This is a genomic window from Bacillus sp. FSL K6-1012, assembly GCF_037964915.1.
Taxonomy (GTDB): Bacteria; Bacillota; Bacilli; order Bacillales; family Bacillaceae; genus Bacillus; species Bacillus halotolerans.
The window spans coordinates 1,746,776-1,761,930 of sequence record NZ_CP150175.1 but is presented as its reverse complement, the minus strand read 5'-3'; the positions used below and the strand labels follow the sequence as shown (position 1 = coordinate 1,761,930).

Below are 15,155 nucleotides of genomic sequence, written 5' to 3'. Positions count from 1 at the left end.
CTACTCCTATTCTTTTTGCTGCATATTCAGTCTCATATTCATATTAGACTTTTTTATGAAAAAAGGGCAAGCAGAAAGTACAAGAAAGGCATGACAAACAAAAAACTGTCAAAACGGTCTAGGACACCGCCATGCCCGGGAAGGATCTTCCCAGAATCCTTTACATCGTAATGTCTTTTCAGAGCGGATTCTACTAAATCCCCAATCTGTCCGAAAACAGACAAAAACAGTGTGATCAAAAGCAGATAGAAATATGGGATCGGCAGGTTTGCGACAAGCTGAAAAATCGTCGAAAGTACAAGTGCAATGACGATTCCGCCTACAAATCCCTCAACTGTTTTATTAGGGCTGATTTCAGGCCACAATTTTCGTTTCCCAAGCGATTTCCCGACAAAATATGCACCGGAATCAGTCGACCAAATCACGACACAGGCATAAAAAATGTATGTCAGCCCGTGCTGATCAAGGTTTCTGATTTCAATAAAATAATGAAAACACATTCCGATGTAAATCGTTGCAAGGGTAATAAAGCCGACTTCATCAAAAGTAAAAGTGTTCTTCACCAATACTGTGTACGTCAGTAAAATCAGTACTGCGAACAAAGCTGTTTCAATTTTCGAGATACCACTCGCTTCAAAAAAAGAATACTGGCTTGGCATTAAGAACATCCATAACAATAAAAGACTGATTAATCCCGGCAGTGAAACAAGCTTAAGTTTTTTCATCCGCAAAAGCTCAAAAAGTGCTACACTGCCCATTGCATAAACTAATATGGTGAACGGCAAATTCCCGACAATAACTAAAAATAAAAATACAATTGCTGCCAGAACACCTGTCAAAATTCTTTGTTTCATGTCCACCATCCTCTAAATTCCGCCAAACCTCCGGCCCCGTTGCTGATATTCTCCTAACGCCTGCAAGAAATGATTTTCTTTAAAGTCAGGCCACAGAACGTCAGTAAAGACAAATTCACTGTAGGCAACCTGCCAAAGCATAAAGTTGCTTAGTCTAATCTCGCCGCTCGTTCGAATTAAAAGTTCAGGATCCTGCAAAGATTCAGTCATTAAATGATTAGAAAAAAGCGATTCATCAATGTCTTCTATTTTCAAAGAACCATCCTTCACTTTTTCCGCGAGTGTTTTTGCAGCAGTGACAATTTCAGTACGCCCTCCATAGTTGAGAGCAAAATTAAGGATCAGCCCGTCATTTTGCGCCGTATCCTTTACAGCCTTTTCAATCGCACGCATTGTGTGCGGCGGCAAGGCTGATTCATCTCCTATAATCCGGACCTGCACATTCTCCTCAACAAGTTCCGGTAGATACGTATTTAAAAACTCTTCAGGAAGCTTCATCAAAAAATCAACTTCCATTTTTGGCCGCTTCCAGTTTTCTGTTGAAAATGCGTACAGGGTCAGTACTTTGACACCCAATTCGTTAGCAAGCTTAGTTGTCCTTTTAACCACCTTCATTCCTTCGTGGTGGCCTGCAATTCGGGGGAGAGAGCGTTTTTTAGCCCAACGGCCATTTCCATCCATTATAATGGCGATGTGTTCGGGGATTTCTCCCTTAAGTATGTCTTCTTTTGTATAGCGTTCTAAGTTGGAAGCCGCAGTTTGCTGGTTCTTCCAATTTTTGAGTATGTTGAGCATGAGATTCCTCCGTCACCCAAAAAGGTTGCATTCCCTGCTGATAACCAATGTAATCAACAGTATTAACAAAAAAACCCCCTGTAAACATGAGAGGGTCTTTTCACTATTATCTATTGTACATAGTTTTTCATTAAACTTCCATGATTTCTTTTTCTTTGTCTTTTGTGACACTGTCAATTTTTGACACATATTCATCTGTCAGTTTTTGAACATCTTCATTGGAAGCACGCAGCTCATCTTCAGTGATGTCTCCGTTTTTCTCAAGTTTTTTGAGATCATCGTTCGCATCACGGCGTACATTTCGTACAGCTACTTTTGCGTCTTCAGCATATTTTTTTACAACTTTGACTAATTCTTTACGTCTTTCTTCTGTTAGCGCAGGAATCGCAATGCGAATCATATTGCCGTCGCTCGTTGGCGTTAAGCCTAAATCCGCTTTTAAAATTGCTTTTTCGATATCACCGATTGCTGACTTGTCGTATGGTGTTATGACCAGCATACGAGCTTCAGGCACGTTAATAGAAGACAGCTGATTTAAAGGTGTCTGTGCTCCGTAATATTCAACTGTTACTTTATCTAATAAAGATGGGTTCGCACGGCCTGCGCGTACAGTAGCCAATTCACGCTGATAAGCAGCAATTGCTTTTTCCATTTTTTCTTTCGTTTGTGTTAATACTTCTTTTGACACGTTATTTCCCCCTCACGATCGTTCCGATTGATTCGCCTGTCACGGCGCGTTTAATATTTCCTTCTTCCATAATAGAAAAGACGATTAGCGGAATGTCATTATCCATGCATAAAGATGATGCTGTTGAATCCATAACTTCCAAGCCGTCTTTTAGAACGTCAAGGTAAGAAAGCGATTCATATTTTACAGCTGATTCATCTTTTCTAGGATCAGCATTATACACACCGTCAACATTGTTTTTCGCCATTAAAATAACGTCTGCTTCAATTTCAGCAGCGCGCAGTGCAGCTGTCGTATCAGTTGAGAAATATGGGTTTCCTGTGCCCGCAGCAAAAATAACGACACGTTTTTTCTCTAAGTGGCGTATCGCTTTTCTTCTGATATACGGTTCAGCAACTTGTCTCATTTCAATGGATGTTTGCACTCTGGACTGGATTCCGAGTGTTTCCAAGCTGTCTTGAAGAGCAAGCGAGTTCATCACTGTCGCCAGCATCCCCATATAGTCCGCAGTTGCGCGGTCCATGCCCAGGTCACTTCCTGTTTTTCCGCGCCATAAGTTGCCGCCGCCTACTACAACAGCCACTTCGACTTCAAGCTCAGCGATTTCTTTCACTTGCTTTGCAATGGATTGAATGACAGTAGGGTTAATTCCGTTACCCTGTTCCCCTGCCAATGCTTCCCCGCTAAGCTTTAATACGATACGTTTGTATTTTGGTTTTTCCATAATAACCTCCAAGTGTAAACATTGCCGTTTTCTATTATGCAAGAGAAAAAAAGGTTTGTAAATATAGTTTTAAAAATAGGGAACACAAAGTGTGTCCCCTATACTGCCTGAAAAGACGCGACTTGATCGCGACATCTTTTCACCATTATTTTTTCACTTGGTTCATTACTTCTTCAGCAAAGTTTTCTTGACGTTTTTCGATACCTTCGCCAACTTCATAGCGAACGAAAGTTTCAACAGTTGCGTTTTTCGCTGCAACAACTTGTTTCACTTTTTCATCTGGGTTTTTAACGAATGCTTGGTCTAAAAGACAAATTTCTTCGAAGAATTTGTTCAGACGGCCTTCAACCATTTTCGCTACGATGTTTTCAGGTTTTCCTTCTTGAAGAGCTTGCTGAGTTAAGATTTGACGCTCATGGTCTGTTTCTTCTTCTGATACTTGGTCACGAGAAATGTAACGAGGGTTAACCGCAGCAACATGCATTGCGATATCTTTCGCAGTTTCTTCGTCAGTTGTACCGTTAAGAACAGTTAATACGCCGATGCGTCCGCCCATGTGAAGGTAAGCACCGAATGCAGAGCTGTCATCTTTTGTAAGAACAGCAAAGCGGCGCAGCGTGATTTTCTCACCGATTTTAGCAACTGCACTTGTAATGTACTCTTCTACAGTAGAGCCGTTGTCCATTTTTTGGCCCATTGCTTCTTCAACATCTGCAGGAGTGTTTGCAAGAAGGTGGTCAGCCAATGTGTTAAGAAGCTCTACGAAGCCTTCGTTTTTCGCAACGAAATCAGTTTCAGAGTTTACTTCTAAAATAACACCTTTGTTGCCGTCAGTTTTAATAAGAGTTGAACCTTCTGCTGCGATACGGTCAGCTTTTTTCGCTGCTTTTGCAATTCCTTTTTCTCTAAGAAGGTCAATTGCTTTGTCCATATCTCCATCAGTTTCAGTTAACGCTTTCTTACAATCCATCATACCCGCGCCAGTTTTTTGACGCAGTTCTTTTACTTGCTGTGCAGTAATAGCCATTTGTATTCCTCCTTATATGTTTAAACAAGATATGTATCATGACATTTTTCTTGAAAAAAGGTGATAAAAGGCAGTCCCTCTTATCACCTTTTGAATAGGTTACGCAGTTGTTGTTTCAGTTTCTGGTGCAGTTTCTTCAGCAACTTCCGCTTCTTCTTCGCCTTGCTTCGCTTCTAAGATTGCATCTGCCATTTTAGAAGTTAGAAGTTTAACAGCGCGGATAGCGTCATCGTTCGCAGGAATAACAACATCGATTTCATCAGGATCACAGTTAGTATCTACAATTCCGATGATAGGGATGTTTAATTTGCGAGCTTCCGCAACAGCGATGCGCTCTTTGCGAGGATCGATGATGAACAATGCATCAGGAAGATCCTTCATTTCTTTAATTCCGCCTAGGAATTTTTCAAGACGCTCTAATTCTTTTTTCAATTGAACGACTTCTTTTTTAGGAAGTACTTCAAACGTACCGTTTTCTTGCATTTTTTCAATGTCTTTAAGACGTTTAATACGTTTTTGGATTGTTTCAAAGTTTGTTAATGTACCGCCCAACCAGCGTTGGTTGACATAGTACATGCCAGAGCGTTGAGCTTCTTCTTTAACAGAATCTTGAGCTTGTTTTTTTGTGCCGACGAAAAGGATTCTTCCGCCTTCAGCAGCAAGATTTTTAGTGAAGTTGTAAGCTTCCTCTACTTTTTTGACTGTTTTTTGAAGGTCAATGATGTAGATTCCGTTACGCTCCGTGAAAATGTAACGCTTCATTTTTGGGTTCCAACGGCGTGTTTGGTGACCGAAGTGAACACCAGCTTCAAGCAATTGCTTCATAGAAATGACTGACATGTTATTTCCTCCTAATATAATGGTTTTTTTCCTCCGCTTAGGTCATTTTTGTGCAGAACTGCCGCCTGCAGCACCCTCTGCATAAATCGTTAAGCGTGTGTATTTAACACCAAGACATAATATAACACAGCTTTATGCGACAATCAAGAATCCTTTACAGCTTTGGAGCGAAATTTTAGAAATAGCTCGATTTCTGTCTTTCCGCTCTTCAATTTCTGAGCAATTTCACCAGCTGAATATCCCTGTTCATATAATGCCATAACTTCATCTTCAAATGATCGGGCATCGCTGTTTACGTTCTCTTCCGCCCTCTCAACCTCGTTGATCAGACCTTCGATATGCTCGGGAAGAGCGTTGTCTTCTTCCTGAACAGCACCTCGCTCTGAATGTTGTTCAGCCTGCTGATGCTCTTCCTGCTGATGCTCTTCCTGCTGTTTTTCTTCAGTTTGAACAGAAGGTACATCCAAGTTGTCTATCAACTTCTCATTTTCTTCTTTTAGTTCAAGAAGAAATGCCGCAAGTGTGTTCTCCGTCTCTTCCAGCAGCTTCTTTTGCTGTTTTTCTGTTTCTTTCACAGCTGCGAGCCTCATATACAGGATAATGACAGCGTACAGAAGAACGCCGTGAAGCGTGAAGCTTAAAAGCCATAATAGTGTTGACATGTTTTTCACTCGCTAATCATGAGAATTCTTTATTGAATTACTTTTTCAAGCAGATTCTTTAATTTAAATAGTGCCTTTGAATGTATTTGTGATATACGGGACGTAGAAAGATTCAATACCTGTCCGATTTCTGTCAATGTCAATTCCTCTTTATAGAACAAACTGACCACAAGCTGTTCTTTTTCAGAGAGTTCGTGAATTTTGTCCGCAAGCTGCGCAATCAGCTCATCTTTCATGATCTTTTCTTCCGGCGGGACATTTTTGTCATCTCTGATCATGACCTGGATGTTTTCCCCGTCATCCTGATCATGAAGCTTTTCGTCAATTGACAGCAGATTTGCAAAAAAACCTTCATTCATTGTTGACACTACATCCTGTTCCGTCATTCCGAGTTCCTCTGCAATTTCTGCGGGCGATACATTCCGAAGATAGCGCTGTTCAAGCTTTTCAATCGCAGCTTCAACCTTCTTTGTTTTTTCACGCGAGGTTCTGGGCAGCCAATCCTCTTTACGAAGCCCGTCAATAATTGCACCGCGAATTCTAAACGAGGCGTAGGTATCAAATTTTAAGTCCCGGCTGGGGTCAAATTTTTCAAGGGCATCGTATAAACCAAGCATACCAAGGCTCATAAGATCGTCTTTATGCACTGATTTTGGCAGTCCGACAGAAATTCTGCCTACATGATATGTGACAAGCGGCATGTAACGGCGCATTAAATCATCACCGGCCTTAGGATCTTTCCACTCTTTCCAGCGCGACCAAAGCACCTGATCTTCATAATTCAAGGATTGCATTGTTATCCCCCTAATACCTTAATTAAATCGTTTTTTCACCTTGTTTAACAGTTCGAATATGCAGCATACAGGACTTCGGTTCAAATTCTATCGTCCGGCCGCTTGAGCCTCCCGTATCTTCACTGATAATCGGAATATTATATAATGACAGCTGTTCCTTTATCGCTAAGACATTTCTCGGTCCGATCTTCATCAAATCATTCGTCATTTTAAATTTAAACATCTCTGATCCGCCGGCAAGCTTTGCTTTTAACGCAAACTTTCGGCAGCCCGCTTCTACCAGCATATCAATCGTAGCTTTTACAGCGGTATCGGCATATTTTGCCCGATTGAGTTCAGCTGTTTTTGATAACGTCGAATCCGGCAGCATGACATGGACAAGCCCCGCCGTTTGCTTTTCTTTATCGTAAAGCACCAGCCCTACACACGACCCTAAACCAGACGTCCGGATTGAATCCGGGAAGCGGGCGATCTTCACGTCCGCAATTCCAACCTTTACAACAGCAGCCTCAGTTGTACTCATAATGAAGCACCCAAGGCGACAAAGAGCTTTTCAAATGAATCATAGTCCGGCAGCATAAACATATGCGCTTTTAGCTCCTGCTGATGGCTTTGGTCAAAAATTGACGTATCAACAACAATTGCATGTTCCCCAACCTGACTGAGCTCCATCAGACCTTCACTGATGACAGCACCGAACATGTCCAGTGAAACTTCTGGAACACTCGGGTAAAGCTGGAGTTTCGTCAAATCAGCCAATGCCGTTAAATATGATCCTGCTAAAATATTGCCCAGTTCATGCAAAGCGGAAGAACTCATATGATCTTCACCCAGGTTTTCTATATCAAAATCCGGGTTGCCGATCAGCTCTCTAATAAACTGCTCCGCCTGATAAAAAGGCATTATAAAGAACATTGAGCCCGTCAAATCGCCTTCCATTCTTAAAAAGATGCTGGCGACCGGCATTTCTGCTCCGCCGAAAAAGTCTACAAGTTCATCAAACGATAGTAACTTTGCAAACGGGACTTCCATATCAATCTTTCTATTTAACAGCTGGGCCATTGCAGAAGCAGAGTGGCCGGCTCCGATATTGCCGACTTCCCGCAAAATGTCCATCTGCTCTTCTTTGATTCCATTAAAAATACTCATGTCATAACCCCTTTAAGATTAAGCTTGATCGGGCACAGCGGACTGAGATGATTCTTTATCCAAAACCGCATTTGCATCAATAATATTTAAGAGCCTGTTCTCTTGTTTTACAATCTGTTTGATCGACACATACGTGTCTTTTTGAACACTTTCCGGAGCGGATTCTATTTCACTTTCATGTACTGTTATGACATCATTTGCTTCATCCACAATCCAGCCCACTTCAATATCACGATAAGCAATAATGATAATTCGTGTTTCATCGGTAATTTCATACTCAGGCAAGCTGAGACGCTTTCTTAAATCAATAACCGGAGTCACCACGCCGCGCAAATTGATCACTCCGCAAATATAAGGTTCAACGCCTGGCACTCTCGTTGGCTTTTGCCATTTCTCAATTGATTTCACCTGAGTGACAGAAATGGCATATTCTTTGCCATTTACCATAAAGACAATCATTTTTTCGCCTGTTTTAATTTCTGCAGTCATGTGAGACACCTCCTCGTATGGTTAAATAATCAGTGCATTACAATCGATAATGAGCGCTACTTCTCCGTCTCCTAAAATAGTAGCTCCGGAAATTGCAAAGACGTTTGTTAAATAATCTCCGAGTGATTTCAGCACAACTTCCTGCTGGCCAATAAAGGAGTCCACCACAAATGCAGTAGGTTTGTCGCCTTTTTTCACGACAATGATATGGAGCTGTTCCGCATCTTGTCTTGTATCTTCTATTTTAAACTCTTCTTTTAAATAAACGACAGGGACAATATGCCCTCTAAAATCGATTACTTCACGGTCATGCGTTTGCAGAATATCTTTTCTGTCTATAACTGCCGTTTCAATTATAGAAGAAATCGGAATCGCAAATGTCTCTTCTTCCAATTTGATCAGCAGAACTGAAATAATGGACAGTGTAAGCGGAAGCTGAATGCTGAATAGTGATCCTTGTCCTTCTGCAGATTTCACACTGACTGAACCGCCGAGTGACTCGAGTTTATTTTTCACAACATCAAGCCCGACACCCCGCCCGGAAATATCCGAAATTTGATCAGCAGTAGAGAACCCCGGAGCAAATATCAATTCATAAATTTCATTGTCTTCTAAGGTTTCAGCTTCTCTTTCTGTAATGACACCGCGCTCAAGCGCTTTTTCAAGGATTTTTTTGCGATTAAGGCCTGCCCCGTCATCCTCTACTTCAATAAAGACGTGATTTCCGCTGTGATAAGCTTTCAGCACAACTTTTCCAGACTCAGGTTTTCCTTTTTGCAAACGTGTTTCCGGAGACTCAATTCCATGGTCAATACTGTTTCTGATTAAGTGAACGAGCGGATCTCCAATTTCATCAATTACTGTTCGATCGAGTTCTGTTTCCGCACCGATGATGGAGAGTTCGATTTTTTTATTCAGCTCTTTTTGAAGCTGGCGAATCATTCTTGGGAAACGGTTAAAAACAGTTTCAACCGGAACCATTCTCATATTGAGAATAATAGACTGCAAATCGCCGGAAATTCTCGTCATTCGCTCGACTGTTTCAGTCAATTCATTGTGCTCAAGCTCTTTTGCAATCTGCTCAAGACGCCCGCGGTCAATGACAAGCTCTTCAAATAAGTTCATTAAAGAATCAAGCCTGTCGATATTGACACGAATTGTTTTAGACCCGCCTGATGTATGCTTCGACTGTTCATCGTTTTTAGCAGGCTGCTTTGGTTTGTCCTGCCTAACAGGTGCAGCAGCTGGTGTATCCGCCTGAGGCTCCTCCGGTTTTTCAGCTGGTTGTAAAGGCGAGCCCTGAATAATTTCAACATGCTCGACCTCTGAAACTCCGTTGATGATCTGTTCAACGTCTTCAGCCGTTTGATTCGTTAAGAAGCACACCTGGAAGTCAGTGCCGAAATCTTCCGTCTCAAGCACTTCCGCACTCGGTATTGTTTTGGCTACTTCTCCGATCTCATTGAGCTTCTCAAAAACCATATATACACGAACCGCTTTTAACATACAGTCTTCTTTCAGAGAAATTGTGATTTCATACCGTTTGAAACCTTGCTCCTCCGCTTCTTCTATCACTGTTCGTTCAAACTCATCATATCCCCAATCAGATGCTGACCCCTTCGCTTCAGCAGGTTCCGCTGAAGCAGCAGTCTCAGCATGCGCACCGTTCACGTCAAGCTTTGCGCTCACTTCAGAGATGTCTCTTTTACCATCCCCGCCGTCAATAATAGACTGAACCATTGCTTCCAGATGATCCAGCGCTTCAAACAAGATATCCATCCAGTCTGATGTAACTGCCATATCTCCGTTTCGAAAAGCATCCAATACGTTTTCAAGCAGATGGGTTAAATGGGCTAAATCCGTATACCCCATCGTTGCGCTCATACCTTTTAATGTATGGGCAGCCCTGAATATATCGTGGACGAGCTGAAGGTCTGTCGGGTCTTTCTCTAAAAGGAGAAGCTTTTCATTACATGTTTGTAAATGTTCTTTACTTTCATCAATAAAGACATCTAAATATTGATTCATATCCATTTGAATCACACCCTCTCTTTTTTCACACAGCTTGTGATGGATGCTGCGATATCTTCCACATGTTTAATTTCATGAATAAGGCCCGCCTTAACGGCTGCTTTCGGCATCCCAAATACAACACAAGATTCTTCAGACTCTGCAATGGTTTTCACATTGCCGGACGCAAGCATGTCCTTAAGACCGGCAGTACCGTCACTGCCCATTCCGGTCATAATGACCGCTACTTTTTCATAGTCTGCAAGTTTGCCGACAGAACGGAACAAGTAGTCTGCTGATGGTTTATGACGGCTTGGCGTATCGTGATTATCAAGAACGATTTTAAGGCCGCCGCTGTTTTTGATAACGGATATGTTTTTTCCCCCCGGAGCTATGTACACACAGCCGTTAAGAGCTGCTTCGCCATCTTTTGCTTCCTTTACACGAATGTCAGACAGATGGTTCAGCCGATCAGCCAGAGAAGCAGTAAAGCCTTCAGGCATGTGCTGTACAACGACTACAGGCGCGTTTAAATCCTTAGGAAGCTTTGGTATCACCTTTTGAAGCGCCCTTGGTCCGCCTGTTGACGTGCCGATACAAACAATATGTCTGCCTGTTCCAGATTTTGACTGACTCAATGCAGGCTTAGCGATGCGTTTAGGCTCAGGCCGATTGACCGCCGGAGCCGCAGCTTTTTGCTGACCGGAAAGTCCGGCCGCGATGACCCGCTCAACTAATTGTTCTTTAATTTTGTATAAATCTAAAGATATAGAACCAGATGGCTTTGTGATAAAATCAAAGGCGCCTATCTCTAAACAGTTAATCGTACACTCTTTTCCTTGCTGGGTCTGGCTTGAAACCATAATGACCGGCAGCTGATAAAGCTCAATAATTTTCCGCAGTGTGTCTGTTCCATTCATCACCGGCATTTCGATATCAAGTGTGATAACATCCGGTTTCAGCAATTCTATCTTTTTAAGTGCCTCTTCTCCGTTTCTCGCAGTTCCGATTACTTCTATCTGCTTTTCCTCGGTTAGAAAATCACTTATCATTTTTCTCATAAAAGCCGAATCATCAACTACAAGCACACGAATCAAATTAAGCCCTCCTCATTAAAAAAGAAGATAATTTCTCAATAAATGTCTGTTTTTCTTCTTTGTGTCTAGTTTCTTCTCTTTCAAACAAGGCGTCCGCTAGGAGACGGACTGACCGGCTGGCTTTTGCCTGAGGACTTTTTAATAAAAAAGGAACCTGTTCGACAACTGCTTTGCTCACGATCCCGTCGTCAGGGACTGAACCGGCAAACTGAACCGCTTCGCCTAAAAACATGTGAATGGTCCGGGAAAGGCGGGTAAAAGCGTCAAACCCTTCCTTTTGATCACGGCACCGATTGACAGCTACTTTCATTGAAAGCTGATTTCCTGTCAAAGCTAAATGTTTGACAGCGCTGTATGCATCCATAATGGCTGTAGGCTCCGGGGTTGTTATGATCAAAATGTCTTCTGCTGATAAAATAAAAGGCAGCTGGTCTTTTGATAAGCCCGCCCCCATGTCAAACAGTACATAATCGAACTGACTTAACGCATGAGAAAGCTCATTAGCAAAAAAGGTCCATTTTTTCTGGTCCAGCTGAAACATCACATCCAGCCCAGTTCCGCCAGATATATACCGAAGACCCTTTGGCCCAGTAGAAATGGATTGCATAAAAGGCTTGCGCTCAGTTAGAACGTCAATAATAGTCGCGGAAGACGAGTTTCCCATTAATATATCAATGTTCCCCATTCCGATATCAAGATCAATAAGCAGTACCTTCTTGCCTTTATCCTGCAGCGCAAGAGCCATATTTAAAGTGATGTTGGATTTTCCGACACCGCCCTTGCCGCTGATGACTGCAAGTGTTTTAGCTTTCTGTGCAAAAACAATCGGCAGATCGCGCTCACGCTTCTTCATTTTCGCCCGTAAAGTTGCTGCTTGGTCAAATCTGTTCATCTGCACAGCATCCCTACAAACTCCCGCGGCGAGACTGTCTGTATATCCTCCGGCACATTCTGGCCGTTTGTGATAAACCCGGCGCCTATCTTTGATTCTGCCAGTATACTGAATACAGAGCCTAAGGAAGCAGTCTCATCTATTTTCGTAAAAATAAACTGATTGACAGGAACAGATGAAAAACGTCTGACAATTTGTTTCATATCTTCATATTTTGCAGTCGCTGACAAAACGAGAAATGACTGAATGCTGCTTTCAAAAGGAATCGTCTCTTTCAGTTCATCGATATATTGCTGTTCTCTGAAGTTTCTTCCTGCTGTATCGATAAATACATGATCATATTCAGCAAATAATTCTTTCGCCCGCTGAAATTCCTCTTTTGTATAACAGACTTCCAGAGGAGCCTGCAGCAGCTCGGCATATGTTTTCAACTGTTCAACTGCTGCAATCCGGTAAGTATCTGTTGTAATAAAAGCAATTTTTTTCTGTTTTTCAAGCAGAGAAGACGCTGCTAGTTTTGCAAGCGTTGTTGTTTTACCCGCGCCCGTCGAACCAAACAGCACGATATACTTCGAACGAATGGGCTCCTGCCACTTGTCTGCTGGAGGTAGTGCCCCGCACAGTATATCCTGAAGTTTACCGGCCACGTTTTCTTCCGTAAGTCCGCCCGATTCAACAGAGAATCGCAATATTTTTTTCATAGTACGGGTCTTAATTGATTCATTAACGCCGGTTTCTCCCAAAAGCTGTTCGGCTATTCTGAGCGGTTCAGGAAGTACGGATTGATATGCTGAAAAATCACCTGGCTCAGATTGAGCCGGAATTTGAGGGATTATCCTCTCCTCTATTTTCGGACTGCTGACAGGAGGTTTTGACGTTTGTTTCGGCTCTGCTGCCTTTTCAGCTGTTTTTTTCTCAAGAAAATCTTGATCCAATACGGCAATCACTTCAACAGCCGGTTTTTTTAAAAGCCCGAACCATTTACGCTTATTGATTTTTTTGGAATTCAGTATAACCGCTTCATTGCCTAGTTCTTTTCTGATAAGCTGTGCCGCTTCTTGCATTGAAGCAGCAGTAAATTTTTTGATTTTCATTAAATATCCACCACTCCAATGCTTTGAACTTCGACATTAGCCTCAAGCTCGTTATAAGAAAGAACAGGAAGATCCGGAAAATATCGTTCCAGAAGCTGTTTCACATACATCCTTACAGGAGGCGAGCAAAGAAGAATCGCAGTCTCTTGCCGTATTGAGAGCTGTTCGGCTTCTTTTGCAACAGAGCGCACAATGCTTTCCGACACATCTGGTTCAAGCGACAAATAGTTCCCATGTTCTGTTTGCTGTACACCGTCAGCAATTGCCTTTTCTACACGGCCGGAACAAGTGATCACTTTTAACACTTCATTTTCTTTGGCAAACTGGGCAGTAATTTGCTTAGCAAGTGCCTGTCTTGTGTACTCTGTCAAAAGATCAGAGTCCGTTGTCAGTTTTCCATAATCGGCAAGTGTTTCAAAAATGGTTACCAAATTGCGGATTGAAACTTTTTCTTTTAACAGTTTAGCCAGCACTTTCTGAATATCTCCGACAGATAATGGATTTGGCGTAACCTCTTCCACCAGGACCGGATACGTTTCTTTCAAATGATCAATAAGCTGTTTCGTCTCCTGTCTGCCGATTAATTCATGAGCATGCTGCTTAATTTTCTCTGTAATATGTGTTGAGACAACTGAAGCCGGATCTACAACTGTATAGCCCAGCATGTCAGCTTCATCCTTCACCGATTCGCCAATCCATTTGGCTGGAAGCCCAAACGACGGTTCTACTGTTTCGATCCCTTCAATCAGGTCGTCTTCAGGCGTAGGCGACATTGCTAGATAATGATCTAGTAATAGCTCGCCTTTTGCTACTTCATTGCCTTTAATTTTCAATCGGTATTCATTAGGCTGCAAAGCGATATTGTCTCTGATACGCACGACAGGAATGACAAGCCCAAGTTCCAGCGCCAGCTGACGGCGAATCATCACAATTCGGTCTAATAAATCCCCGCCCTGATTAGCATCCGCCAGCGGAATCAGACCATAGCCAAACTCGAATTCTATCGGATCTATATGCAGAAGCTGCACAACACTTTCGGGGCTTTTGAGCTCGTCAACTTCAGCCTCTTCCTCAAGAATCTCTTCCACTTCTTCTTTTTCCTTACCTGTTTTAGATAGCGTATAACCGCCAAAAGCAAGCAGCCCTGCAAGCGGCCCTGTTAGGAGAATACCAATTGGAGTAAACAAGCCAAGAAGCAGAATAGTTGCTGCTGTAACATATAAGAGCTTTGGATAAGCGAACAGCTGGCCTGTGATGTCATGACCTAAGTTTCCTTCGGAGGCTGCTCTTGTTACGACAATACCTGTAGCTGTAGAAATTAACAGCGCCGGAATTTGCGATACAATTCCATCTCCTACAGTCAGCATCGTAAAATGAGAGGCTGCCTCTTGTATCGCCATGCCTTGCTGCAGCATACCGATAATGATTCCGAAAATGATATTGATCATCACAATAATAATTCCGGCAATTGCATCACCTTTCACAAATTTGCTGGCACCGTCCATCGCACCGTAAAAGTCTGCTTCTCGAGCTACTTTTTCACGGCGGTGTTTCGCTTCCTGTTCGTTAATCATGCCTGCGTTTAAATCAGCATCAATACTCATCTGCTTCCCTGGCATTGCATCAAGCGTAAATCTTGCCGCAACCTCGGAAACACGTTCCGCGCCCTTTGTGATGACGATAAACTGAATAATAATTAAGATAATAAATACAACAAGTCCGACTAAAACATTTCCGCCGACAACGAAGTTACCGAAGGTCTCAACAACCTTCCCTCCTTCGCCGTGCGAAAGGATCGAACGCGTCGTTGACACATTCAAGCCCAGACGAAATAAGGTCAAAAGCAGCAGCAGTGACGGAAAAATCGAAAACTGCAGCGGTTCTTGCATATTCATTGTGGTGAGAAGCACGATCAACGCAAGAGAAATATTAATAATGATCAAAATACTTAACAGCCATGGAGGAAATGGTATCACCAGCATTGCCACAATGAGGACAACACTTATTAAAACGGATAAATCTCTTGTTGACATGCTGTTT

At 42.5% G+C, this 15,155-nt stretch carries 16 protein-coding genes; all 16 read right to left on the bottom strand.

Features of this window, described 5'->3' with window-relative positions:
* Window positions 1–53: 53 nt before the first annotated feature.
* Window positions 54–863: a phosphatidate cytidylyltransferase gene (gene cdsA, locus NSS75_RS09175; protein WP_101861224.1), complete on the bottom strand. Its 810-nt coding sequence runs from the start codon at window positions 861–863 to the stop codon at window positions 54–56.
* Window positions 864–866: 3 nt separating this feature from the next.
* The gene (locus NSS75_RS09170) at window positions 867–1,649 is read right to left on the bottom strand and encodes an isoprenyl transferase (protein WP_024121421.1); all 783 of its coding nucleotides are present in this window, start codon (window positions 1,647–1,649) and stop codon (window positions 867–869) included.
* Between the two features lie 130 nt (window positions 1,650–1,779).
* Window positions 1,780–2,337: a ribosome recycling factor gene (gene frr, locus NSS75_RS09165; RefSeq protein ID WP_024121420.1), complete on the bottom strand. Its 558-nt coding sequence runs from the start codon at window positions 2,335–2,337 to the stop codon at window positions 1,780–1,782.
* 1 nt (window position 2,338) lies between these two features.
* Window positions 2,339–3,061, bottom strand: coding sequence for a UMP kinase (pyrH, locus tag NSS75_RS09160; RefSeq protein ID WP_010334275.1), 723 nt, complete (start codon window positions 3,059–3,061; stop codon window positions 2,339–2,341).
* A 145-nt stretch (window positions 3,062–3,206) separates the two neighbouring features.
* The gene (tsf, locus tag NSS75_RS09155) at window positions 3,207–4,088 is read right to left on the bottom strand and encodes a translation elongation factor Ts (protein WP_024121419.1); all 882 of its coding nucleotides are present in this window, start codon (window positions 4,086–4,088) and stop codon (window positions 3,207–3,209) included.
* 99 nt (window positions 4,089–4,187) lie between these two features.
* Complete coding sequence (gene rpsB, locus NSS75_RS09150) at window positions 4,188–4,928, bottom strand: 30S ribosomal protein S2 (RefSeq protein ID WP_024121418.1); 741 nt, start codon at window positions 4,926–4,928, stop codon at window positions 4,188–4,190.
* Between the two features lie 143 nt (window positions 4,929–5,071).
* Window positions 5,072–5,590 carry a Swarming motility protein SwrB gene (locus NSS75_RS09145; protein ID WP_339237079.1) on the bottom strand — a complete coding sequence of 173 codons (519 nt, stop codon included), beginning with the start codon at window positions 5,588–5,590 and terminating at the stop codon, window positions 5,072–5,074.
* Between the two features lie 29 nt (window positions 5,591–5,619).
* Window positions 5,620–6,384, bottom strand: coding sequence for an RNA polymerase sigma-28 factor SigD (sigD, locus tag NSS75_RS09140; protein WP_010334270.1), 765 nt, complete (start codon window positions 6,382–6,384; stop codon window positions 5,620–5,622).
* A gap of 22 nt (window positions 6,385–6,406) precedes the next feature.
* Window positions 6,407–6,907 carry a chemoreceptor glutamine deamidase CheD gene (cheD, locus tag NSS75_RS09135; protein ID WP_024121416.1) on the bottom strand — a complete coding sequence of 167 codons (501 nt, stop codon included), beginning with the start codon at window positions 6,905–6,907 and terminating at the stop codon, window positions 6,407–6,409.
* On the bottom strand, window positions 6,904–7,533 hold the full coding sequence (cheC, locus tag NSS75_RS09130) for a CheY-P phosphatase CheC (RefSeq protein ID WP_024121415.1): 630 nt from the start codon (window positions 7,531–7,533) through the stop codon (window positions 6,904–6,906). The genes cheD and cheC overlap by 4 nt, the downstream gene beginning before the upstream one ends.
* A gap of 18 nt (window positions 7,534–7,551) precedes the next feature.
* Complete coding sequence (gene cheW / locus NSS75_RS09125; RefSeq protein WP_024121414.1) at window positions 7,552–8,022, bottom strand: chemotaxis protein CheW; 471 nt, start codon at window positions 8,020–8,022, stop codon at window positions 7,552–7,554.
* A 21-nt stretch (window positions 8,023–8,043) separates the two neighbouring features.
* Complete coding sequence (gene cheA / locus NSS75_RS09120; protein ID WP_213418622.1) at window positions 8,044–10,056, bottom strand: chemotaxis protein CheA; 2,013 nt, start codon at window positions 10,054–10,056, stop codon at window positions 8,044–8,046.
* 5 nt (window positions 10,057–10,061) lie between these two features.
* On the bottom strand, window positions 10,062–11,129 hold the full coding sequence (cheB, locus tag NSS75_RS09115) for a protein-glutamate O-methylesterase CheB (protein WP_101861222.1): 1,068 nt from the start codon (window positions 11,127–11,129) through the stop codon (window positions 10,062–10,064).
* Window position 11,130: 1 nt separating this feature from the next.
* Window positions 11,131–12,027, bottom strand: coding sequence for a MinD/ParA family protein (locus tag NSS75_RS09110; RefSeq protein WP_339237073.1), 897 nt, complete (start codon window positions 12,025–12,027; stop codon window positions 11,131–11,133).
* A complete protein-coding gene (flhF, locus tag NSS75_RS09105) occupies window positions 12,018–13,115 on the bottom strand; it encodes a flagellar biosynthesis protein FlhF (RefSeq protein ID WP_339237070.1) in 1,098 nt (365 codons plus the stop codon). The genes NSS75_RS09110 and flhF overlap by 10 nt, the downstream gene beginning before the upstream one ends.
* Window positions 13,115–15,148, bottom strand: coding sequence for a flagellar biosynthesis protein FlhA (gene flhA / locus NSS75_RS09100; RefSeq protein WP_024121409.1), 2,034 nt, complete (start codon window positions 15,146–15,148; stop codon window positions 13,115–13,117). The genes flhF and flhA overlap by 1 nt, the downstream gene beginning before the upstream one ends.
* Window positions 15,149–15,155 lie beyond the last annotated feature (7 nt).

Bases quoted from the DNA above. Each gene is read 5' to 3' on its own strand.
- cdsA (WP_101861224.1), bottom strand. From the start codon at position 863: ATGGTGGACATGAAACAAAGAATTTTGACAGGTGTTCTGGCAGCAATT.
- NSS75_RS09170 (WP_024121421.1), bottom strand. From the start codon at position 1,649: ATGCTCAACATACTCAAAAATTGGAAGAACCAGCAAACTGCGGCTTCC.
- pyrH (WP_010334275.1), bottom strand. From the start codon at position 3,061: ATGGAAAAACCAAAATACAAACGTATCGTATTAAAGCTTAGCGGGGAA.
- tsf (WP_024121419.1), bottom strand. From the start codon at position 4,088: ATGGCTATTACTGCACAGCAAGTAAAAGAACTGCGTCAAAAAACTGGC.
- rpsB (WP_024121418.1), bottom strand. From the start codon at position 4,928: ATGTCAGTCATTTCTATGAAGCAATTGCTTGAAGCTGGTGTTCACTTC.
- NSS75_RS09145 (WP_339237079.1), bottom strand. From the start codon at position 5,590: ATGTCAACACTATTATGGCTTTTAAGCTTCACGCTTCACGGCGTTCTT.
- sigD (WP_010334270.1), bottom strand. From the start codon at position 6,384: ATGCAATCCTTGAATTATGAAGATCAGGTGCTTTGGTCGCGCTGGAAA.
- cheD (WP_024121416.1), bottom strand. From the start codon at position 6,907: ATGAGTACAACTGAGGCTGCTGTTGTAAAGGTTGGAATTGCGGACGTG.
- cheC (WP_024121415.1), bottom strand. From the start codon at position 7,533: ATGAGTATTTTTAATGGAATCAAAGAAGAGCAGATGGACATTTTGCGG.
- cheW (WP_024121414.1), bottom strand. From the start codon at position 8,022: ATGACTGCAGAAATTAAAACAGGCGAAAAAATGATTGTCTTTATGGTA.
- cheA (WP_213418622.1), bottom strand. From the start codon at position 10,056: ATGGATATGAATCAATATTTAGATGTCTTTATTGATGAAAGTAAAGAA.
- flhF (WP_339237070.1), bottom strand. From the start codon at position 13,115: ATGAAAATCAAAAAATTTACTGCTGCTTCAATGCAAGAAGCGGCACAG.
- flhA (WP_024121409.1), bottom strand. From the start codon at position 15,148: ATGTCAACAAGAGATTTATCCGTTTTAATAAGTGTTGTCCTCATTGTG.